The organism is Gimesia benthica (assembly GCF_009720525.1).
Classification (GTDB): Bacteria; Planctomycetota; Planctomycetia; order Planctomycetales; family Planctomycetaceae; genus Gimesia; species Gimesia benthica.
The window spans coordinates 7,503,926-7,526,743 of sequence record NZ_CP043930.1; the positions used below are offsets into that span (position 1 = coordinate 7,503,926).

Here is a 22,818-nt window from a genome sequence, read left to right on the forward strand (position 1 = left end):
CCCGTGCTCATCACGCTTTCATCCACCATCTCTGTTTTTCGTTGAGGGAGTCTCTGAATGCTGTCCCGCCTGATTGAATTTTCGCTGGAGAACCGGTTTATCATTCTCGTGCTGACCTTGTTGATGGCAGCCGGGGGGATCTATTCCGCTATCCACTTACCTATCGACGCTGTTCCCGACATGACCAACGTGCAGGTGCAGGTCGTCACCGATGCCGGTTTTCTGTCGCCGGTGGAAGTCGAACGCTATGTGACTTACCCGGTCGAAATCGCCATGGGGGGCCTGCCCGCTGTGGAAGAGGTACGTAGCGTATCCAAATTCGGCATCTCGGTCGTCACCATTGTCTTCGAAGAAGGAACCGATATCTACTGGGCCCGACAACTGGTGACTGAGCGCATCGCGATCGCGGCTGCCGATATTCCACCAGGTTACGGCACCCCCTTACTGGGCCCGCTCACAACGGCCCTGGGCGAGATTCTGCAGTTTGAAGTCCGCGGAGCAGATTACACGCCTATGCAGCTCCGCACCCTGCTGGAATGGGAAATCGCACCCCGCATGCGTGAAGTGCAGGGGGTGACCGAAATCAACACCCACGGCGGGTACTACAAAACCTTTGAGGTCCAACCCAACCCCGATCGATTGAATAGCTACGGAATTTCCATGGCCCAGCTTTTTCAGCGGCTGGAGAATAACAACATGATCGCCGGCGGCGGTTACGTGGTGCACAATCACGAACAGCGATTCATCCGGGGGCAGGCTCTGCTGAAGAATGAAAAAGACATTGAAAACCTGGTCGTCAAACACGATCCCAACAGCACGCCGATTCTGGTACGAGATATCGCCGAAGTCAAAATTGCTCCGATGACCCGCCAGGGGGCCGTTACCCGCGATGGACGTGGAGAAGCGGTGACCGGGCTGGTGATGATGTTGATCGGTGAGAACTCGCGCGAAGTCGTTACCGCCTCCAAGGCTCGTCTGGAAGACATTGAAAAAAGTCTCCCCAAAGGAGTCACTCTGGAAATTACCTACGACCGATCTGCTTTGATCAGTCGTACTTTGAAAACCGTGCTCACGAACCTCATCGAGGGGGCATCCTGGTGATCGTGGTTCTGCTCTTTATGCTGGGCAGCTTTCGGGCCGGTGTGATCGTGGCACTGGCGATTCCTCTGTCGATGCTGTTCGCAACCAACCTGATGGCGGCGACAGGTATTACCGCCAGCCTGATGAGTCTGGGCGCGATCGACTTTGGTTTGATCGTCGACAGTTCCGTAATCATGGTCGAAAATTGTATTCGCCGACTCTCGATGAATCAGTCGGGCAAACCCTTCCGGGAAGTCATTCGGGATGCCGCCATTGAAGTGCGAAAACCAACCATGTTTGGTGAGCTGATCATTGCCGTCGTCTATCTGCCGATTCTCGCCCTGCAGGGAACGGAGGGAAAACTGTTCCGGCCTATGGCACTGACGGTATTGTTCGCCCTGGCGGGATCGCTGGTACTCTCGCTGACTCTGATGCCGGCTCTCGCTTCACTGGCTCTGCCGAAGAAAATGTCCGAAAAAGAAATCTGGCTCATCCGCTGGGTGAAATGGATCTATCGCCCCATGGTCAGCTGGACGATTCATCGCCCCATTCTCACCGTCGGGATCGCACTGCTGGTCTTTCTGGTCAGCCTGCCTGTTGGCTGGAATCTGGGAGCGGAGTTCATGCCTCGCCTTGAAGAAGGGGACCTGCTGGTCGAAGCCGTTCGCCTCCCTAGTGCCACCATTGAAGGCTCCGTGGAAATGTCGACCCAGATCGAGAAGGTGCTGATCAAATTCCCTGAAGTCAAAACGGTCTTCTGTAAAACCGGACGTCCCGAAATTGCTAACGATGTGATGGGGGTCCACCAGACCGACGTCTGGGTGATTCTCAAGTCTCCACTGGACTGGCCCGAACCGAAAACTCGCGATGAACTGATCGAAGAAATGTCAGATGCGCTGAATTCCCAGGTGCCTGGCGTAGCATTCGGATTTACCCAGCCGATCGAAATGCGCGTGGACGAACTCGTGGCAGGTGTTAAGGCTGACGTCGCGGTCCTGCTCTATGGAGATGAACTGGACGTACTAAGCAGCAAAGGCAAGGAAATCGAACGGGTTCTGAAAAAAGTTCCCGGCGCCGTGGATGTCAAAGCTGATATCCAGTCCAGCCTGCCCACGATCAGCATCCAGCCTCGCTGGGATGTGCTGGCACGTTACGGGATGGATGCCCGGGATGTCATGGACGTCGTCTCCTCACTGGGAGGTCATCCAATCGGTTTGATCTTTGAAGGACGAGCCCGGTTCCCGATAATCGTCCGCATTCCTCAAAAGTGGCGGGAACAGGTGAGCCTGCTGGAGCAGATTCCTGTCGCTGATGGCACCGGAAAACCCGTTCCGTTGCGTGAGCTGGCAGATATCACTTTTGAAGAGACTCCGCCCACGGTCGAACACGAATCCAACCGCAGACGTACCTTCATCCAGGCGAATGTCAGAGGGGTGGACGTGGCCAGTTTCGTTGCTAATGCCCAGCATGCAGTGGAAACGCAGGTTGAACTTCCCGATGGATACGAGATTCGCTGGGGAGGCGATTTTGAAAACCTGCAGTCGGCCAGTAAGCGTCTGGTAATTATTACCCCCATCGTGCTGATGCTGATTTTCCTGTTGCTGCATACGACATTTCGTTCTGTTCGACTGGCGCTGTTAATCTTTCTCGCGGTTCCCATGGCAGCTTCCGGCGGAATTTACGCGCTCGCACTGCGTGAAATGCCCTTCAGTATTTCTGCCGGGGTCGGGTTCATCGCTCTGTTTGGTGTGGCGGTATTGAACGGTCTGGTATGGGTCTCTGCGGCTGAAAATCTGCGACTCAAACAGCGGGTCCCGATACAGGACGCGACCTTTCAGGCTGCCATGGCGCGATTGCGTCCCGTTCTGATGACGGCGATGGTAGCCAGTCTCGGCTTTCTGCCGATGGCGCTCTCGACCAGTGATGGAGCCGAAATGCAGCGCCCACTGGCCAGTGTGGTGATTGGAGGTCTGATTACCTCTACCCTGTTGACATCCATGGTGGTACCGGCAATCTATCCCTGGTTTGCTCCCAAAATCAAGGAAGGGGATGTGCCTGAAACTGACGACTAGGAAGCAGGCCATCAGCAGCAGGAGTGGTGCTCTGTTCTCGCGTCAGACGCTACTCCTGCAGCTGGCATTTGATTTCTGAGACCACATTATCCGTTGTCAGGTGCTGTTCGATGATCTGTGCCTTGGTAATCAGCTTGGCCAGATCAATCACATTATCAACTTCCAGTTTATTAAGGATGGCCTTTCTCCGCATGACCACCGTTCGCGCAGACAGATCCAGCTGGTGGCTGATGGTTTTGTTGGAAAGTCCCTTCAACAGCATGCGCATGACTTCGGTTTCCCCCTCGGTCAGTCGATGCTCTTTCTCGTGATACTCCATCAGCCAGCGCCGGGCAAACCGTTGCTCCGAGTCCAGCAGGATCGCAGCAATCACCTGGTCCCAGAGTTCCTGTTCGGCATACGGTTTTTCGAGAACCGTCATGGCTCCCTCCGACATGGCTGAAACGGTTGTCGTCACATCCACAAAGGCGGAAAGAATGATGAGTGGAATTTCATAGCCGGCTGCTTTCATCTTCCGCAGCATCTCGATGGCGTTACAGCCCATCAGACGCAGGTCTGCAATGACACAACCACAAATGCGATTATCGGTATCAGCCAGTAATTCTTCAGCGGACGTATAGGTAGTCGCTCTGAAGCCCATGCTGCCGATGAGCTCGGCTATGGAGGCACTCACGGATTCGTCGTCATCGACCACGAAGACGCGAGGCTCATAATCGATTGGTAAATCTAACTGGTGTTTCATGTCTCATGTACTCTCTTACTCTCATACTCGAACATTCACCGCATTCATTTCCGAGATGAATGAGACACACCTGTCGCGCTATCAGGCTGAAATCGGAACGATCGCGGTCTGACAGAGACAACTGGTCTGGTTTCTCAGTGAAATAGTTCATAACGTGATCAATCTTTGCTGGCCCTGTTCCTTCTGTTTCCGGCTGGTCTCTGAAAATGAAACCAGGGCGCCGCATCTGAATAGAATCATGTTACTGAGCTTGAGAATGAGAGACGGTTGAAACATCACCTGCAGTTTCTGCAGACAATCTTCAACCTGGATGGAGTTCTGGGACAGAGAGCTCAGCTTAATCTGATCTCCGGTAAAGGTGTGTTGACGATAACCCTGGGATAAAACGCACAGATCCAAGGTTAAAGTCGGGGCAAGTTGTCGCCCGTCATTGTCTGAATTCAACAATTTGTCTTTGGCATACATCTTAACACCTGCACCAGACATCATGATTCACATACACGAAACAATTCTACCATCTTTCTCGCTACCATCCGGTTTTTCGATCAGGAATTGAATTAACTTTCATTTTCTGCTGTCGATTCAGTCCACCTTTGACGACTGTACGATATTTGTGTTCAGTCGCATGTTGATGGGTTGATGCGTTCTCCAAACCAAAGTAGTAGAAGTCTCTAGATACTTATGGTTCGATACTGATCGCACAGGATAGTGATAAACCTCCCTGGAACAGGAAATTGTATCAATGTCTGCAATCCAGATTAGCGGGCGACCTGATTTCATCCTGAAGTTCCTGAACAAGATTTATGAGACGAGGGGATAGTCTGAATAGTTCCTTCCAACTGCTATTGCAGCTCCTTTAACTGGGCGATCGCGGAATCCCGTTCCGACTGTGTGACCTCCAGGTCGAAGAGCAGATATTTCACATCCAGCCTCAACTGGGCCAGAGTATCCGACATCAGGTTGACAATCTTGACCCGTTGTCGGGAATAGTTCACGACTTTATGATAACTCTCGAGCAGGTTCTGCTGTTCGGGATGCTTGATTGCCCGCAGCTTGTCTCCCAATGCGACAAGCTCAATCGGTAAATGCTCTGGTGTCTGCTGATTAAAGCGAAGTGTTTTCTGATACATGTCAGAATACCCCTTTCCGGCCAGTTTTCTTGAAGTGTCGTTGCTGAAGTGCAGATTTTATTTCCGAGATAAAATCAGTCTTACTGCAGGCCCGGTCTGATGAAGTGCAGGGTTACTGATGTGATAAACGTTTCCAGTTCTTCAACTGCTGCTGAACAGGGAGTTCAGAATACCGCGAGGCTGGCTTTGTGTCGCTGCGACCCATTGACAGCATTCCTGAAGTGTGCCGGTGAAACGTGGCTTCTGATCCACATACACACTCCAGAGTTCGTTACGGACAATCGGGATCTTTTCAGACAGCTTTTCAATCAGAAAGTGATGCATGAAGTGCTCCTTGGACAGGGTTCGTTGTCTGAAATCAAATTCAAGTGAGAAGCGTTATTGAATTGACTCTGGGTAAAGTTTAAACCCCATTTGAAAAACTTCATCGTGAATCAAATGCAAACTCAGGCAACGAAACTGCACACGAAAGAGACGCCATTTCATTGAAATGAAAAACGAAGCAACAGAATTGCGCCCTTCTGCAATCTCATTTCAAATAACTTCACTAATCAATATTTCAACACATTTGGCGTCGTTGATATTCACTAAATTGATCAATTTATCTGCTTTGAAAGAGGATTTTTAGAACAGATTCCCCCGGTCTTTCCAGCGGCAAGTAGGGGAAAAAGAGATATTTAATTTGATTTCTAAATCAATCTGAATTACTCTGATAGAACGCGTTATGTATATGTGACGAAGGGCTGCTGTTAACCGAGGGCCAGAAATGAGTACTGCTACCACGAGTGTTCCCGCCCTGGAACGGGGACTCGATATCCTGGAACTGCTGAACCAGGAACCCGACGGGCTGGGGATCAGCGAACTCGCAACACGCTTGTCGCTGAATAAAAACGCGGTGTTTCGCATTACCCACACGCTGACGGACCGTAACTATCTCGAACGCGATCCGCTTACCAAAAAGTTTCGACTCTCTCCCCGTCTGCTTTCTCTGGGCTTGCCACAAGCCGGTGATGTCAGCCTGGTGGAAGTCGCCCTCCCGCTAATGCGTGAGCTCCGCGACCTGACACGGGAAACTGTTCAACTGGGAATTCAGGTCGGCGATGAAGGCGTCATTATCGAACAGGTCAGCGGTCTGCACCCACTCCGCATTGCCGTCGATATCGGTCTCCGCTTTCCCCTGCATAATAACGCACCCGGCAAAGTACTGCTGGCGAATCAGTCGCCCCGCGAGCGGGCGGCGACTTTGAACCGGATTCCGCTCACCGCTGATACCCCTCGCACCTTGACCAAACCCGCAGCGCTGCAAACCGAATGTACGAAAGTCTTGAACCGCGGTTATGCTACCGACCATGCAGAAGCAGACGAAGGCATTCACTGTGTCGCCGCTCCGGTGACCGGTCCTGAAGGAAAGCTGATCGCCGTCCTCTGGGTCTCGGCTCCAGCGAAACGCCTGCCGAAAAGCATGTTTGCCAGCATGGGAGCTCAGATCCTCGACTGTGCCGCACAGATCAGCGGAGGCCTGCAGCCATGAATGGAATTCGACTCACATGTCTGCTGCTGATCCTGCTCTGTTCTCGTCAATCACTCCAGGCTGACGGCGATCAGTTTTTCCGCGAGTCTGTCGAACCGATTCTGAAAGCACATTGTTACGACTGTCATTCCCATTCAGCAGGAGCCATGGAGGGAGAGTTAACACTCGATTGGCAGAGTGGCTGGAAGACTGGCGGAACGCGCGGGGCAGCCATTGTTCCAGGTCAGCCGGAACAGAGTCTGCTGATTAAAGCGATTCGCCACACCGACCCCGATTTGAAAATGCCGGATGAAAAACTGTCCGATCAGCAGATCGCGATTCTCACAAAATGGGTCGGTCAGGGGGCTCCCGATCCGCGCATCAGTCAGCCACAGGCCGACACAAGCCAGGCGTTCGACTGGTGGTCCCTCAAACCACTGACCCGTCCCACGATCCCCGGTGCAGGACATCTGAATCCCATCGATGCCTTCATTCAGGAGCGACTGAGTGAGCAGCAGATCAAACCCGCTCCCCAGGCCGATCGACGCACACTGCTCCGCAGAGTCATGTACGATCTCCATGGCCTGCATCCCACTCCCGCAGAACTGGAGGCCTTTGTCAACGACCAGCGTCCGGATGCCTGGGCTCGACTCGTCGATCAACTGCTCGCCTCCCCCCGTTACGGAGAACGCTGGGCCCGCCACTGGCTGGACACAATCCACTTCGCCGATTCGCACGGCTTCGAACATGATGTCTTTCGCCCCCATGCCTGGCGGTTCCGAGATTATGTCATCGACCGCTTGAATCAGGACATTTCCTGGTCCCGCTTCATCCGGGAACAATTGGCCGCAGATTACTTTTATCCTGAACGATCTGAGCTCACCGTCGCGCTCGGTTTTCTGGGAGCCGGTCCCTACGATCAGAGTGCCGCAGCCACAGCGCCCAAAACGTTCGAATATCTCGACCGTGACGACCTGGTCACGCAGACCATGGGGGCGTTCGTCAGTACGACCGCCAACTGTGCCCGCTGTCATACGCACAAGTTCGATCCCATTACCCAGTCTGATTACTTCGCCCTGCAGGCCGTCTTCGCTGGCATTGGAAAGGGGGACGTCAGCTTTGATGCAGATTCGGCAGTCGCGGCCCAACGAAAAAAATGGGAAGCACTCCGGCAGGCTGCCCTTGAGAACAATGCTTCGATCCTGTTGCAACCAGAATATACGCAACTGGTAGCCGCGTGGGAGCAACAGCGTGGCCCCGAACCCCAATGGCAGGTCCTTTCGCCAGAGACTTTTGTTTCCAACGGGGGAGCTGAACTGCAGCGACAGCCGGATCAGTCGATTCTGGCCAGCGGTCCGGCGCCCGAACAGGAATCCATTCTGGTGACCGTTCAGCCAGAACTGAAAACGATCACCGCAGTACGTCTGGATCTGCTGACCGATTCCTCGCTTCCCCATCAGGGACCAGGCCGCGCTCATAACGGGAATCTGCATCTCAACGAAGTGGAAATCCGCGTGTTCCCGCCGGACGCCCAGGCGGGCCAGAAGCTCGCCATCAGTCGGGCCACCGCCGACTTCGATCAGGCCGGCTGGACGATTCAGCACGCTCTGGATGGCAATCCTAAAACCGCCTGGGGTATCTATCCCAAAGTGGGGGTGGGACATTACGCTGTCTTCGAGTTACAGTCCCCTTTGACTCTGAAACCGGGTACCCGACTGGTCGTCTCACTGAAACAGGTGCATGGCGGTGCGCATCTCATCGGCCGTTTCAAGCTGAGTGCCACCGCTGCCGATCAGTTGAATGTGATTGCACTCCCGGAAGCCGCAGCCGCCGCTCTCAACATTCCTGCGAAAGACCGCACACCCGCGCAACAGACCGCGTTAGCTGCCGTCATACTCAAATACCGGGCCGAACAGGAACTGGCTCAACTACCACAACAGGCGAAAGTCTACGCCGCTGCCGCTGAAGCAGCCAACGAACGGGGTATGGTAAAATTCACTCAGCCCCGTGAAATCAGACTGCTGGCCCGGGGCAATCTGGAAAAGCCCCGCGGCGTTGTCGCGCCGGGTGCGATCTCTGTTCTCCCATCACTGCCAGCCCGTTTCGATCTGCCCGACCCGCATGCCGAATCCGCCCGGCGTGCAGCCCTCGCGGACTGGCTCACCGATCCACAGAATCCCTTAACCTGGCGAAGTATCGCCAACCGCGTCTGGCACTATCATTTCGGACAAGGTCTCTGTGACACTCCCAACGATTTCGGTCGCATGGGAGGCACTCCCTCCCATCCCGAACTGCTCGACTGGCTCGCCTGCGAACTTCGTGATCATAACGGCTCTCTGAAGCACCTGCATCGACTGATCTGTAACAGTCAGACCTATCAGCAGTCCTCTGCATTTCGTTCCGAATTGTCAAAGATCGATCCCGAGAATCGCCTCCTCGCCCGCTGGACTCGGCAGCGTCTCGATGCGGACAGTTATCGCGATGCCGTCCTCCGCGTCAATGGCACTCTCGACCTCACCATGGGCGGCCCGGGGATACAGAACTTTACCCAGACTCCCGGTCCTCAGGCGACCCCCGTGCTGCACTACGATCAGTTTGATCTCGACAGCCCCGGTGCGTACCGGCGGAGCATTTACCGTGTCGTCTGGCGGGGCATTCCCGATCCGTTGATGGATGCCCTCGACTTCCCGGATCTGGGGCTGCTCTCACCCGTGCGTGGCTTTTCTGCTTCACCGCTACAGTCGCTCGTCTTATGGAATAATCGCTTCGTCCTCCATCATTCTCTGAAACTGGCCGAGCGTGCCCGTAAAACAAAACCTGTGATTTCAGACCAGGTCAGGCAGATCGCACTCTGGACCTGGTTGCGTGAACCCACGTCTGACGAACAACGCCAGTTAACCGCGCTAGCGGAATCGCACGGACTGGAGTCCGTCTCCCGACTGATGTTGAACAGTAACGAATTTCTCTTTGTGGAGTGAACCATGCTGGAACTACCTCTCTCCAGACGCGAACTGCTGACCCGCTCGGGCGGGAGCTTCGGGGCCGCTGCGCTCACCTGGTGGCTGGGACAGGATCTGCAGGCAGCCTCCGCGCCAGATTTGAATGGCGGCCTGCATCACCGTGCGAAAGCGAAACGCGTCGTTCAACTCTTCATGAACGGCGGCGCCAGCCCGATGGACACGTTCGACTATAAGCCAGAACTCAAACGCCTGCATGGCCAGAAACTCGGCCCCAAAGAGAAACCGGAAGGCTTCACCGGAGCCGTCGGTGCCGTGATGCAGAGCCCCTTTGAATTCAAGCAGCATGGCGAATGCGGGCAGTGGGTCAGCTCGGTTTTTCCACATCAGGCACAGATCGTCGATGACCTCGCCTTCCTGATGGCGATGACAACCAAAACCAACGTGCACGGCCCGGCCAGCTACATGATGAATACCGGTTTCATGCTTCCCGGCTTTCCCTGTCTGGGCGCCTGGATCTCCTACGCACTGGGGAATCTGGCCGACAATCTGCCCACGTTCGTCGTCCTTCCCGATACGCGTGGCCTGCCTTACAATCAAAAGGGAAACTTCAGCTGTGGATTCCTCCCCGCAAAACATCAGGGCACACTGGTTAACGCCACCAGCAAAACACCCATTCCCGATCTCTTCGCTGATCCGCAGTATCAGTTCGCGCAGGGAAAGGCTGACAAAGCGACCTTCGCGCTGCTGCAGCAGTTCAATCGTCAACACGCGAACATGCGTCCCGATGATTCCCGACTCGAAGCCCGCATCGCAGCGGGGGAACTGGCGGCGAAAATGCAGCTCAGTGCACCAGAAGCCTTCGATCTCTCTCGTGAAACCAAAGAGACCCACGCCGCCTACGGTCTGGACCAGAAAGAAACAGAAGATTTCGGCCGACGGGCACTGCTCGCCCGCCGTCTGCTGGAACGGGGTACCCGCTTTGTTCAAGTCTGGAGTGGTCCTCAAGGCGCCGTCAACAACTGGGACAATCATGGCAATATCAAAACCGAACTCCCCGCCATCGCCCGCAGCGCCGACCAGCCGATCGCCGCACTCTTTCGCGATCTCAAAGCCCGCGGCCTGCTGGAAGATACCCTTGTCATCTGGACCACCGAATTTGGGCGCACCCCCTTTGCCCAGGGGAGCGAGGGCCGCGATCATAACCGGGGGACCTTCGTCACCTGGCTCGGCGGTGCCGGCGTCAAAGCGGGCACCAGTTACGGGAAAAGTGACGATCTCGCTTACCAGACCGCAGAAAACAAGACCTACTGCTACGACCTGCACGCGACCATCCTGCATCTGCTGGGCATCGACCACACCCGCCTCACCTTCCGCACCGCCGGCATCGATCGCCGTCTGACGGACGTGCATGGTCATGTTGTGCACGACATTCTGGCTTGAGATCATCATTCCCGCTTGATAATTGTTTTTTAGCGGTGGTATCATCGACTCAGGCGAGAGTGCGCAATCTCCGTCAGCCCCCTTCCAGGCTTCACTTGAAAGGACACTACCGTGCAGTGGAACCGTCGTGATTTCGTACAGGCTATGCTGGGAGCTCCCTTCGCGCTCACCGTTTCTTTGTCCCAGGCTCGACGCCTCCCCGCAGCTGAAAGCCCGGCAGCAGGCGTATCCATCCCTGACGTCAATGCAGGTGAAACGCTGTTTGACTATATTCAGCGGATCAAAGGCAAACACGATTCCACGTTCTATCGTCAGCTGCTCGGAGCCGCTAATGAATTCAAGGAAGGCGATCAGTTCATCGGCGTCGCCGCCGTGGATGACCAATCCCGTCGCTACGCCCGCCAGCTGCTCGCCGCCACCCGGATTGTCGACCTGGAAAACCATCCCATCTACGAAGATGACCTGAACCGCTATATCAACGAGAATCTGGCAGATGCCGACACGCGTCCCGTCAACCTGACGCTCGGCGAATTGAAACAACTGCTGCTCGAAGCCAGCGAAACGAAAATCAAGCAGATCGCCGGCACACTCTCCAGCGATGTCATCGGTTGCGTCGTCAAACTCATGAGCAACGACGAGTTGATTACCGTCGGCGCGAAAGTCTTCAATCCGCTCCCCGGCAGCCAGCTCGGTGCGAAAGGCTATCTCGGCGCCCGGATTCAACCCAACTCGCCGACCGACAATCTGGACGACATCTTCTGGCAGGTTCTGGATGGCTGGTCTTACGCGGTCGGCGATGTCGTCCTCGGTACCAATCCGGTTTCCAGCGAACCCGAATCGGTGCAGGCGGTCGAACTGCAGCTTCGCGAGATCCTCGAGACCTTCGGTATTGTAGATGTCCTTCCGCACTGCGTGCTGTCGCATATCGACGTCCAGGCCGAAGTCGAACGCCGTTCGCCCGCAAGTACGGCCCTCTGGTTTCAGAGCATCGCCGGTTGTGATGCCGCCAACCAGACGTTTGATATCGATCTCAAAAAGATGCGCGATTACGCCCGTTCCCGCACCGGCAAGTATGCGCTCTATTTTGAAACGGGGCAGGGGGCCGACTTCACCAACGGGCACAGTCATGGATTCGACATGGTCCTGCATGAATCCCGGAAGTACGGCTTCGCTCGTGCCTTGTCCCGCGAAGTTGCCCTCGCTCAGATGCAGGCAGGCCAGACAGCCGCCCCCTGGGTCCATTTGAACGACGTCGCAGGCTTCATCGGTCCCGAAGTCTTCCGCACCCGGGAACAGCTCGTGCGCTGCTGCCTGGAAGACATCGTCATGGGCAAACTGCACGGTCTGATGATCGGCCTCGATGTCTGCTCGACCCTGCACATGGATGTCTCGCTCGACGACCTCGACTGGTGTCTCGAACAGATCATGCCCGCCAACCCCGGCTATCTGATGGCACTCCCGACAAAAATCGATCCGATGCTGGGCTACCTCACCACCGGCTTTCAGGACCATGTCCGCATCCGCGAGAAGTTCGGCTACCGCGTCAACGACGCCATGTGGGCCTTCTTCCAGCAGCTTGGCGTGATCGACGCGCAGGGAAAACCGACCAAACATTTCGGCGATCCGACCTGGGTCTATCTGCAGTACCGCCGTAAGAAAGGAGACAGCCGTCCTGAGGAACGCATTCTCGACGAAGGCCGACGCCAGCTGGCAGACGTCCGTTCGCGCGGCGTTTTCCTCGCGACAGGTTATGGCGAGAAACCTTCTGCACTGTCTCCCGATCTCCAACAACAGATCGACCGCATCTACCACGATGCCAAACAGAGCATCTGGGCCGAGCTGACTCCCGCTTTCATCGCGACGCTTCCCGCCTCGGTCCCCATCAAAACCCAGTCGACCAGCCGCAGCGAATTTATTCTGCACCCCGCCACCGGTGAAGCACTCGCTCCCGCCTCGCTGGCCGCCATCAAACAGCTCCGTCAGCAGTACGACGCGAATTATAACGTGCAGATTGTCATTTCTGACGGCTTGAACGCCCTTTCGATTATGGACGAAGACCAGCTCGAACCATTCCTGCAGGAACTCCGCTCGCAGCTCAAAACGGCCGGCTTTCATCCCGCGGAGCAGAACATCCTCGTGCAGTCCGGTCGCGTCCGGGCGGGCTATCGCATCGGGGAAACACTGTTCGGCGGACTGGATGGCAACCGTGCCCTCCTGCATATCATCGGCGAACGTCCGGGTACCGGCCATCATACCTTCTCGGTCTATATGACATCGCCCCCAGGTTCGGTCTGGGGACAACCGGGGCAGGTCGATCATAACATCACCCGCGTCGTCTCGGGTATCGCAGCCACCGCACTCAAGCCGACTAGAGCGGCCCGGGATACTGTCCGCATCCTGCAGCAGATGAATCTGGGGTAATGCAAAATCAACAAGACGATAAGTAATTATCATTCCTTTCTGCTGCCAAACTTAGAAATATGAACATTTAAAGCAACAATCCCTGATCTAATTCAAACACCTGTCCGTTATACTTCACTAAAGGGCTTGTATTATTAGAAACGAATACTGGAACAATCACAGGAGATGAACCATGGATTTCACGTTAACGTTGATGCCCCTCATCCCCTTTCTGTTCTTCTTTGCATTCCTGTTTCTCCATGCTCGCGGTATAAACTGTCCTTCCTGTCACCGCCCGATGCCGGTTATTCAGTCTCCTTTCAATAAGACCCGACGTCAGTGGCTTGTCGGCGGGTATCGCTGTCCGAACTGTGGTTGCGAAACAGACCTCAAAGGCAGGCAGGTTGCAGCCAGAACACTTCCCGAACAGGGAACCTTACTGCATGGGATGGGGCTGTTTGTATTCTGTATCGTGATCTCCCTGCTACTGACCTGTATTCCACTTATGATGCTCCTGATGCGAAACTGAAAACAACTCTGATTCATATGCAAGATAAAGAACCTGCTTCCTGGATCGGTCCTGTGCTTCTCTGGTCGCTGAGTGCTGCGATATTGGGATACTTTCTGTTTTATTCTGCGGTATTACACGCTGCCAACCGATATTCTCATCAGCTGTTTCTGGATTTAATTGGCCGTTCCATGGCCAATCCTCGCTGGGAACCCTGGTGGGGATCAACGCTTTTTTACTGGGCCTGTTTCTATTCCGCAATCGTTCATGGAACCCTGGTCGGACTGATTACCTATGTTATTCATACTGTTTATACGCGAAGAAAGAACAGAAACTAACGATGCTCTTAAGGGAAATAACTTCCATCCTCGTGATGATGTTGATAATGCTGATATTACTCTCCCCCTTGATTGCTTTTCTTTTCTATAGGGTCAAGCAAGCCCAGGGGAAATTCTGTCCTTCGTGCGGCACACCATTGTTCCCCTTTCAACATCCCATAACAAAAACCATTCAACAATGGAAACAGGGCGGCTATCGCTGTCGCAATTGTGGGTGCCTGACAGATCTTGATGCCAAAGAAATACCAGATGGTCCCTATCCGAAACGTCGCACGCTCCTCCTGGTTCTGATGGGCCTTAATCTGCTCCTGATAATCTCTTTCCTATCGCTGGTTTACTTCTACTTCCACTATATAAATCCGAATAAGTGAAGATCGCGAATTCAGTCGCTCTGGGGCACTCAACGTCACTTCACACCCTCCAACACCGCCGCCAGTCGCCAGCCCGCCTGGGCCGTCCGCTTGACCGCGATCGAACCTGCCTGCCGATAATAACTCTGAGGCAGCGAAGACAGTTTCTGAAACTTCCCACTCTCAGCTTCACTCACGCGGGCTGCTTCCAGTATTTCCACGCTGTATCCTTTCTCCCGAGCCAGTTCGTGGCTTTCGTTGATCCAGGTCACATAATTCAAATCCCCGGCAGCGCTCTCGCCGAGCCGCTTATTCGCGGGGTCCCGTTCGATCCCCACCGCCTGGCCGACAATCTCCGAATCCTTGAAGCTGTTCCCCAGCAGACCATCCCACTGGGAATGCAGATTCGATTTTGCAATCCGAATATCATTGCCCCCTCGATCTCCCTCCGGAAACATCCGTCGGCTGAACAGGGCCGAAGAATGCAGCGGCTGATGACTGTCCCCCACCAGGTGCATCACCCAGCAGAAGTAGACGGCTTTATCAGCCTGACTCACACTCGGATCTTTCAGTTGCGCCACACAATATTCCAGGGCCTGAATAATGTTGAATCCCAGCACATCGTCTCCCGCCTTGATCGACGTCGCCACGTTCGCTGAGAGCTGCTTACTCAATGCGTTTTTTGAAGCGTCATCCAGATAGATCGGCTGGTTGATGTAATGCCAGGTCCCATGATGATATTTCTCGCGGTCCGCATCCTTGAAACTCCGGGCAATATCCGGCCAGGTCGCCGCCCGCATGAACAGCCAGCGAGCCTGGATCTCCGGCGTCGCATCCTTGATGATCTGAGGCATCCGCGACTGGAAATCCTGCTCGAAGCGGGGATGCTGTTTGAGCAGCTGCACGAGCTCCATCCGCCGTCCAGGCGTCAGTTGATCCCAGGCGATCGCAGCGATGATCCGATGCCCCGCATAGTTCCAGGCCTGGGTTGGTCGAACTGTCACGAACAGGAACAGTACAAACACAGTTAGCAGCGCAAATCGTTTCACAATCAGGTCTCGTTTTTCTGGTTCAGTCGAAGGATGAAATCCAGACCTCAATTGTCGGGATCGGCTCTGTCGAGACAAGGAAGCGACTCCCACGTTTATACAAAATTCATATTTGAGAATCACCATTTCTGATCAGAGCCTCTCTCCAAAACAGCAGCGTGTTGACTACTTCGTATTTTATACCGGTGCACTCTGGTGAACCTCACTGAATAAATTGAACTTGAATCGCAGTTCCCGTTCCGTATTTTGTGAAATTCTGCTTCGCGCGCGAGGCGGACAATGCGTGCACCGGAACCTGTTCCACCAGTGAGTCAACAGCACCTGAATCGGCGTCGAATTTTGAAGGTTTTCACCAGAACACTCAGAACCAGTGCCACATGTCTCGTACAATATCAAAGCATTTCGCAGCACACTCAGAGCATTTGAAGTACATCTCAACAACAACTCAGGGAACATCAGAGCAGATTCAGCAGCAGAATTTCGCAATACCCTCTTGACCTCCCCACGCCCCTCCACAAAATCAGTACCCACATGAAAACGCCTTCTAAAAGATGAGCGGCAAGGCGCTAGCCGCCGGTAACGGAAGAAAAACATCCTTCTCACTCCTGAAAAACCAATCCACCGATTGTACGGATCGTCCCCCAACCACCAAGCTGAAGATCGATCACTGCCCGGCAGTAATAAAAAAATAAAAATTCGGGAACTCCCGGACCGCTGCAGAACTCTAACGTGTATGCAAACAATCATCATCATAAATCTGTTGCTCTGCTCCGCCGGACCCGGTCACTTGCGAAATGACGATCCGCCAGCTTCTCTGTTCGTACCGGTTCCCCATGTCATGCCGTTACCAACGGGCGAACTTGCGGGGCTGACCTTCGACATGATTCCTGACATCTTTGATATGCAGGATTTACCCAATGATCCCTGGGACGCAGACTGGGAGGAGCTCGATCCCGATCAGCTTTATGAAGTCATCAAAGACCTGGAAAACGTGGAGCCCCAGATAATCATCCGGGGGCAGGTGCCCATGATTTTTATCAATCCCGTACCGATTCAGATCGATCCGGCTGAGTTTCGATTGATAGAACTCGAATTAGAGCCTCCCATCTCAAACAGCGAACCCTGACGCGGAGATGCATCGTGCCGGTGTTTAGATGATACACTGGGCTGAATCAGGAAGAGGAGCCAGTTTCTTCATGATTAATCTGAACCATCATTTTGTGTGGAAAACTCATTCGCAAGCTGAATCAGTTTTCGCTTTGAGTATGGATCACGACATATCTTATCAATTGTAGAATGTGAGAATACTGCTCGAGCCGTAATCTGTTTTTCACTATGCTCCGAATTTGTTGTGTTAGGTCGGATGACAATCAGTGAAATCGTTTCAAAGTCTTGATATCTGGATTGGCAGATTGCGATCATCGCTCTGGAAATAAGCTCTTCGAAATAGGAAGGACTGGAGTCCATAGAATTGATGATGATCTTCGTCTCAGTTCCATTGACCTTCAGTTCGAATGGATCTAACACGGCATGATCAAGTTGATATTCGAGATGTTCTAACGTCCCCGGCGTAAGTCTGTTAATGACATTCTCAGAGAGTCGCGAATCTTCTTCGGTGAATTGGATGACACCGGATTGCCAGGCTACCAGAACTGCTGCCCCTGCCAGGATCAGGAAACAGACTAGAGGTATTACAATGGTTCGGCAGCTGATTATTTTATTACTTCTTGACATGAAGCTTTTTCTCAAGGACGTCTAGTCTGAAGAGCTGGCAGAGAAGCCGGTTGCAGAAAGTGCAGGGAATCAATCAGTTAACTCAATGTGTACTTTCTCGAATTACCAGGCATGACACACTCTCCTCGGGCGGTTTCTCAATCGGGCGTGAGGGAAAGAACATCAGCCAGGCACCACTCACAATCAGCAGGAACCCGATCAGGTTGAACAGGCAGCCCGCCGTCGTTTTCCTGGTTGCCGCGCCGCCTCGGCCATTGAGCAGTTCACCCAGACAGAACAGGGCGATCCCCGGAAAAAACAGTGAAGCTTCTGGCGGTAACGCCTTCGTGTCCACAGTCAGGCTGACAACAAATAGAATCACCGCGGCGATCATCACCAGCGTCAGGTAAAACCTCTCATTCGTCAGCAGATTCTGTTTCATCTCCGTAGTTTAGCCGCAGGGCACCGAAAGCTCTAGAAGTCTGCTCAAAGAATTCCTGAGGGAACCTCACGCGACAAAGGGAAACAGCCCCGGCGTATCCTGCCGCCCGGGCTGTTTCTGGAGGCCATGCTAGTTCTTCCACAAGGAAGCCGCATCATAATTTATGAAGTCGGGTTGTCAATCTTTTCTCTGAAAAGAGCCCGGCCACCGCCTCCGATACTTCACATCGAATGCATTAATAACGGATCACAGTCATGTCCTGGTCAAGCGACTCACGCAGGAATTGAGACAGCGATTGCAGATAAGGCCAGTGATACTCCTGGATCATCGATTCCTCGAGTTCACACATCAGCAATTCGGGGAGGATCTCATTGCCCAGGGCCAGTTCGGTAAACTGCTCCTGTGTCAGGGATGCGATTTCCGCAAGTGATTCTCGCAGCGATTTCGCCGGGATCACTCTGGCAGGACCATACCCCAAATCTGCTCGTGTAGCGGCGCGCCACCTGCCAGCACATCCATCAGTCCAGGAAATGTGTCCTCGGTCTCGGTCGTATCGAATTCCATACTCACCGGATCAAGAATGAAGATCAACTCGTAACCCGCCTTGTCCATATCCAGGTAATCCGGGGTATCATAGTTGCGACACTCCGATTCAAACGCGGCAGCATCCTCTGTCAGCCGGGATAGATCTTCTGTCGAAAATCGTCGAAATCCGCTGGTCACACCCATCTCTGGCTCCTTGCATATTTAGTATTCAACCTCCGCGATTGAATAAGCTGATGTAGCGGTCAGCTCCACTTTTAAACAGGTCATTCCTCTCAGCACACCAGATTAAAGGCGCATAAAATCGCTCCAGGCGGTCTGCATATTCGTACTTCTGACCTGCACACAATTCAAAATGAGACCACCAGGGGCGAATCTCACATATCGATCGGGGCGTGTATCCTGATTCCTGGAACCGGACCGTTAAGGCAAGCACAGGACCGACGCTTAACAGATAAGCCAGCAGCAGAAACAGGACGGTACCTGCCATGCATTGGGAAACCCTGGATTTCCGGCGTTTCGACATCCCCGCAAAGTCCTTTCGCAATAACTATCCCGCAGTGAAGTATCAGAAAGCTCTAAAACAGCGTATACTGATAGACAGTGTCAGTCAAAAGGAAAAGCCCGGACACCTGCTTGCTGTCTGTTTCGAAAACTCAGTCCCGATGGCAAAACGCTCGCCTGGTCAGGAAATCGAGGAATGGGAATTCGGTTGCAAGCTGTCAGGCGGACAACAGCAACCGAATAAGAGATACCATTCTATAAATTGAAACCAGCCTGAGACTAAGGCGCCATCGTGACGCGTTCCAGCAGCAGCACTTCCTGCGTGACTTCTTCGGCATCATGAGGCTGGAAAACCATCCGTACCGCGATATTGTAAATCCAGGCCTGGTGCCTGAGAATCAGGGCTTCCAACGCAGCACGATCTCCATTTCTGGTCCGCTCAACCAGTTCTATATCCTGCCGGGCATCGTCATCCGCTTCTAAAAAGGGATTATACATCGTCTCTTCCACCTTATCTGGTCTATTAATTCGGCCTCTACGTAGAGGTCCCCGTCTATTAGACACATTCGACGATTGACTGTGACAACGGAATTCAATGATTTCAATATTTTCTATCAGATTGCCCGCGGATACAAAACGAAATAAGACATCGGTATCTGATGACAGGGGCCGACAGCGAACACGAACCTGAAAATAATGCGGGGAAACAGGATAAACGCAATCAACAGAAGCAAGATACAGCTTGTGAAGAAACTGTGTTGATAGAATAGGAGGGGCGTTACCTGCGTGTCCGCCCGCCTGGCGAGTTTCAATCGCAGTTCGAACAACAGGGGCAACAGTGAAGAATAATCTGGGTGGGCCCGAATAAAATTCGGGCCGAGCGCAGCGAGCAGGAAACTGACAGAGAAAATGTCACATCAGCGAACTCTACTGGTTTGTCTTTCAATGCTGGTATTAACTGAACGATTCAGCTAACTGCTCACTCCACCGTAATCTTCCGACACAGAATCGTCTTGCGTTTCATGCCGTTTTCATCCGGATAATAAAAGTCGCTGTAAAAGAGCAGGGCACTATTCTCGTCCAGGGGGACAATCTCCGGGTTATTGCAGGAACCGTCCCAGTCGTGAAAGGTCGGCTCTGCCACCGGCTTGTTAGCCAGCCCGCTCCGATCGCCGGGCGTCATTACCACCAGCGGTTCGGTCCACTTTGTGCCACTATCATTGAGCGAGGCTCGCACGAACGTTCCGGGACGTGCATAACACAGCAGCGTCACACCATTCTCCAGACGACACAAACGCGGCAGAATCCCGACCCGGTCGAACTTTACCGGCTTCGACCAGCTCCGCCCCATGTCAGTCGAACGCGTCATATACATCGGGTCCCATTCCTTGCCGGTCGAAGAATACCAGGTCGACCGCAGGAACCAGACAATCGAGCCGTCCGGCATGAATTCAAAGTCGCTGTCGCTGAAACCACCACTCTTATAGGGAAACTCGTGACCGTTGGCTTCATATTCCAGATGCGACCGACGCTGGAACGTCTTTCCATTGTCCTCGGAACGAAAGATCTCCGCAGAGTAGTACGGGCTGTATTGGCCGTTTTCCGGATTCAGATGCCCCTCTCCCGAAAACACGCTCACCCAGATTGCCCCGTCCGGACCCAGCTTCGGATTCCCCCGCGGAAAGATCGACTTCAGCACCTTCTTCCCCTTGCGACTGACATGAACTACCCGCGTCAGGTAAGGCCAGTCCACGCTGGCCTGTTCCAGCACCGGTTGTGTCTGACCCGCCGGGATGCGATATAGCGTCCATTCCTTTTTAGACAGGCTCGGTGGCAGGCGATCGGCGTTATAGGCATTGATCGTCGTGCCCCCCATCCAGAAGGTCATCCCGTCCGGGATCGGCAGCGTCCCTTCCTCCGCCTGCTTTGAAAAATCATAGGCGGGCGTGTATTTATTCCAGGGAATCTGCTTGTACTCGCTTACATCCACACCTGATTCCGGCGGCAGGTAAACCCGGTCCCCGTTCGGCAGCAGCAGACCACACTCCTGCGCCACCGATGCATCAACCTCTTTCCAGGTATTGCCCTTGTCGCGGCTTTCAAACCAGAGTGCCGTTGAGCCGTAGTTACTGATGTCGTCGTTTTTTACGTGCACGGAAACGACATACCGGTCTTTCAACCGATAGGGCCGCGGAAACTGATACGGCCCCCAAAGCTGCTCCTCCGGCCGAATCCCCCGCACAATCACACGCGGTTCTCCCATTGTCAATTTGAGTGGAGACTCTGTTTTCTCCTGGGCGGCTGCGTAGCTCGTGCAGGCAATCACAAATAAGAGAGAACGGAAGATGAAGCGCATAGGTATTCTCAATATAGCTGGACTCGAAATAGGTTCAGACCCATCCTACACGCACACCAGGGCACAAACAACCAATTAAAAAAGGGGCAGGACACACTCTATGTGCATCCTGCCCCTGTCATATTTCCAGAGAGAAGTTCGTTTACTCAGGCCACGGAGATTTCTCAGTCGCCAGGGAGTAAATCACCGATTTGGAATTGCAGAGTTCATGCGCCGCTTCGATGAAGCCCAGTTCCGCGCCAAACCCACTCTTCTTATATCCATAGATCGGCACGTTCGGTCGCAGGTAGCCGCCACCATTGATGGAAATCCGGCCGGCCTGCAGTTCGCGTGCGACCCGCAAAGCCCGTGTGCCGTCGGTCGACCAGATATTGGCCATCAGACCAAAGTCGGAATCGTTGGCAATTCGAATTGCTTCTTCCTCGGTCTTGAAGGTCATCACGCTTAAGACCGGACCGAAGACTTCTTCCTTCGCCACCGCCATGTCGGGAGAGACCTGGTCGAAAATGGTGGGCGGGAAGAAGCAGTCCAGCGGATCATCTGAAATCTCGCCCGACAAAACCATGCGGGCCCCTTCCTGTTTCGCCTGTTCGACGCGGCTGCGTACGAAGTCACAGTGCGTCGGCGTCGCCAGACAACCCAGGTGCATTTCCGGATCGGTCGGATCTCCCTGCCGCAGACTCTGGGCTTTGGCGATGATCCGCTCCAACAGTTCATCGTGCTGACTTTCATGCACCAGCAGACGGGAACCGGCTACGCAGATCTGCCCCAGGTGACAGAAAATTCCGGTGATGACGCCGTTCACAACATGATCCAGCGGAGCATCGGGGAAGACCACGCTCGGCGTCTTGCCACCCAGTTCCAGCAGCACCCCTTTCATGCCCTCTTTGGCCGCTTCCATCAACTGGGCACCAGTTTCGTGACGACCAGTGAATGCGATTTTGTTGATCCCGGGATGTTTTACGAGAGCAGCACCCGCTTCCGCACCCGTTCCGTGAATCACATTGATCACGCCGGGAGGAAAGCCGACTTCTTCAGCCAGCTTCGCCAGCATCAACGCTGACAGGGGGGAGACTTCAGAGGGCTTCAGCACCACCGTGTTGCCACAGGCGAGAATCGGGGCCAGCTTGATTGCTGCGTTGGTCAGCGGATAATTCCAGGGGACAATCGCCGCGATCACACCCATCGGTTCACGAAACTGCATGGTCACGTTGTCGGCCAGACCGCCATAAGAATGGCCGGCGATTTTGTCCGGCAGACCGGCATAGCTTTCCAGCATGTCCGCACCACAGGGAATATCGAATCCGAGTGTATCGCGAATTGGCTTGCCGATATTGAGCGTATCGGTCATCGCCAGGTCTTCCGCAGATTCCCGCACCCGTTCGGCCAGCTTAAACAGCAGACGCCCACGCTCCAGACCATCCATCCGCCGCCATTCGCCCTCGTCAAACGCACGGCGAGCTGCAGTCACAGCCAGATCGACGTCACTTGCATCCGCCATGGCAATCTCCGCCAGCGGTTCCCGTGTCGCCGGGTTGGTAATTGTCCAACTCGTGCTGGAATGACCGTCGACCCATTTTCCATCGATAAACATTTTTTCTGGCCAGGCTGGCATACTCTCTGTTCCTTAACTTTAGTAATCAATTCTTTAAGTCGTTCGTCGAGTAATGACAATCTGCAG

18 protein-coding genes and 1 pseudogene are annotated in these 22,818 nt (G+C 54.0%); 7 read left to right on the forward strand and 12 right to left on the reverse strand.

The genetic code is table 11. The features are described 5' to 3' along the window. Positions 1 to 57: 57 nt before the first annotated feature. Positions 58 to 3,152: pseudogene (locus F1728_RS29360) on the forward strand (efflux RND transporter permease subunit). Positions 3,153 to 3,201: 49 nt separating this feature from the next. Here the strand turns inward: F1728_RS29360 and F1728_RS29365 are convergent. From F1728_RS29365 to F1728_RS29375, 3 genes are all read right to left on the reverse strand, one after another. Beyond that, entirely contained in the window at positions 3,202 to 3,894 is a 693-nt protein-coding gene (locus tag F1728_RS29365; protein WP_155366981.1) for a response regulator transcription factor, read from the reverse strand. A gap of 842 nt (positions 3,895 to 4,736) precedes the next feature. Continuing rightward, the gene (locus F1728_RS29370; RefSeq protein WP_145041565.1) at positions 4,737 to 5,024 is read right to left on the reverse strand and encodes a transcriptional regulator; all 288 of its coding nucleotides are present in this window, start codon (positions 5,022 to 5,024) and stop codon (positions 4,737 to 4,739) included. A 141-nt stretch (positions 5,025 to 5,165) separates the two neighbouring features. Then, entirely contained in the window at positions 5,166 to 5,348 is a 183-nt protein-coding gene (locus F1728_RS29375; RefSeq protein WP_145041564.1) for a hypothetical protein, read from the reverse strand. Between the two features lie 442 nt (positions 5,349 to 5,790). On the opposite strand from F1728_RS29375, the gene F1728_RS29380 reads away from it, so the two are divergent. The 5 genes from F1728_RS29380 to F1728_RS29400 all read left to right on the forward strand — a co-directional run bounded on the left by F1728_RS29380 (position 5,791) and on the right by F1728_RS29400 (position 13,863). Then, positions 5,791 to 6,555, forward strand: a complete 765-nt coding sequence (locus tag F1728_RS29380) for an IclR family transcriptional regulator (RefSeq protein ID WP_155366982.1) — start codon at positions 5,791 to 5,793, stop codon at positions 6,553 to 6,555. Continuing rightward, positions 6,552 to 9,512, forward strand: a complete 2,961-nt coding sequence (locus F1728_RS29385; RefSeq protein ID WP_155366983.1) for a PSD1 and planctomycete cytochrome C domain-containing protein — start codon at positions 6,552 to 6,554, stop codon at positions 9,510 to 9,512. The genes F1728_RS29380 and F1728_RS29385 overlap by 4 nt, the downstream gene beginning before the upstream one ends. Before the next feature lie 3 nt (positions 9,513 to 9,515). Continuing rightward, positions 9,516 to 10,934 carry a DUF1501 domain-containing protein gene (locus F1728_RS29390; protein WP_155366984.1) on the forward strand — a complete coding sequence of 473 codons (1,419 nt, stop codon included), beginning with the start codon at positions 9,516 to 9,518 and terminating at the stop codon, positions 10,932 to 10,934. Positions 10,935 to 11,078: 144 nt separating this feature from the next. Next, complete coding sequence (gene eutB / locus F1728_RS29395; protein WP_155367523.1) at positions 11,079 to 13,355, forward strand: ethanolamine ammonia-lyase subunit EutB; 2,277 nt, start codon at positions 11,079 to 11,081, stop codon at positions 13,353 to 13,355. 172 nt (positions 13,356 to 13,527) lie between these two features. Then, positions 13,528 to 13,863 (forward strand): hypothetical protein, encoded by a 336-nt coding sequence (locus F1728_RS29400; RefSeq protein WP_155366985.1) that lies wholly within the window; start codon positions 13,528 to 13,530, stop codon positions 13,861 to 13,863. A gap of 723 nt (positions 13,864 to 14,586) precedes the next feature. On the opposite strand, the gene F1728_RS29405 is transcribed toward F1728_RS29400, so the two are convergent. Next, positions 14,587 to 15,579 (reverse strand): S1/P1 nuclease, encoded by a 993-nt coding sequence (locus F1728_RS29405; RefSeq protein WP_194242590.1) that lies wholly within the window; start codon positions 15,577 to 15,579, stop codon positions 14,587 to 14,589. 733 nt (positions 15,580 to 16,312) lie between these two features. Here F1728_RS29405 and F1728_RS29410 point away from each other — a divergent pair. Next, positions 16,313 to 16,705, forward strand: coding sequence for a hypothetical protein (locus F1728_RS29410; protein ID WP_155366987.1), 393 nt, complete (start codon positions 16,313 to 16,315; stop codon positions 16,703 to 16,705). A 74-nt stretch (positions 16,706 to 16,779) separates the two neighbouring features. On the opposite strand, the gene F1728_RS29415 is transcribed toward F1728_RS29410, so the two are convergent. The 8 genes from F1728_RS29415 to F1728_RS29450 form a co-directional block, all read right to left on the reverse strand. After that, on the reverse strand, positions 16,780 to 17,313 hold the full coding sequence (locus F1728_RS29415; RefSeq protein ID WP_155366988.1) for a hypothetical protein: 534 nt from the start codon (positions 17,311 to 17,313) through the stop codon (positions 16,780 to 16,782). A gap of 82 nt (positions 17,314 to 17,395) precedes the next feature. After that, positions 17,396 to 17,734: a hypothetical protein gene (locus F1728_RS29420; protein ID WP_155366989.1), complete on the reverse strand. Its 339-nt coding sequence runs from the start codon at positions 17,732 to 17,734 to the stop codon at positions 17,396 to 17,398. A 235-nt stretch (positions 17,735 to 17,969) separates the two neighbouring features. Then, the gene (locus F1728_RS29425; protein ID WP_194242591.1) at positions 17,970 to 18,191 is read right to left on the reverse strand and encodes a hypothetical protein; all 222 of its coding nucleotides are present in this window, start codon (positions 18,189 to 18,191) and stop codon (positions 17,970 to 17,972) included. After that, entirely contained in the window at positions 18,188 to 18,463 is a 276-nt protein-coding gene (locus tag F1728_RS29430) for a hypothetical protein (RefSeq protein WP_155366991.1), read from the reverse strand. Before F1728_RS29430 ends, F1728_RS29425 begins: the two co-directional genes overlap by 4 nt. 25 nt (positions 18,464 to 18,488) lie before the next feature. Then, on the reverse strand, positions 18,489 to 18,803 hold the full coding sequence (locus F1728_RS29435; protein ID WP_155366992.1) for a hypothetical protein: 315 nt from the start codon (positions 18,801 to 18,803) through the stop codon (positions 18,489 to 18,491). 257 nt (positions 18,804 to 19,060) lie between these two features. Further along, a complete protein-coding gene (locus F1728_RS29440; protein WP_155366993.1) occupies positions 19,061 to 19,279 on the reverse strand; it encodes an RNA polymerase sigma factor in 219 nt (72 codons plus the stop codon). A gap of 481 nt (positions 19,280 to 19,760) precedes the next feature. Next, positions 19,761 to 21,137, reverse strand: a complete 1,377-nt coding sequence (locus F1728_RS29445) for a sialidase family protein (RefSeq protein ID WP_155366994.1) — start codon at positions 21,135 to 21,137, stop codon at positions 19,761 to 19,763. 142 nt (positions 21,138 to 21,279) lie between these two features. Beyond that, positions 21,280 to 22,752 carry an aldehyde dehydrogenase family protein gene (locus F1728_RS29450; protein WP_145041547.1) on the reverse strand — a complete coding sequence of 491 codons (1,473 nt, stop codon included), beginning with the start codon at positions 22,750 to 22,752 and terminating at the stop codon, positions 21,280 to 21,282. Positions 22,753 to 22,818 lie beyond the last annotated feature (66 nt).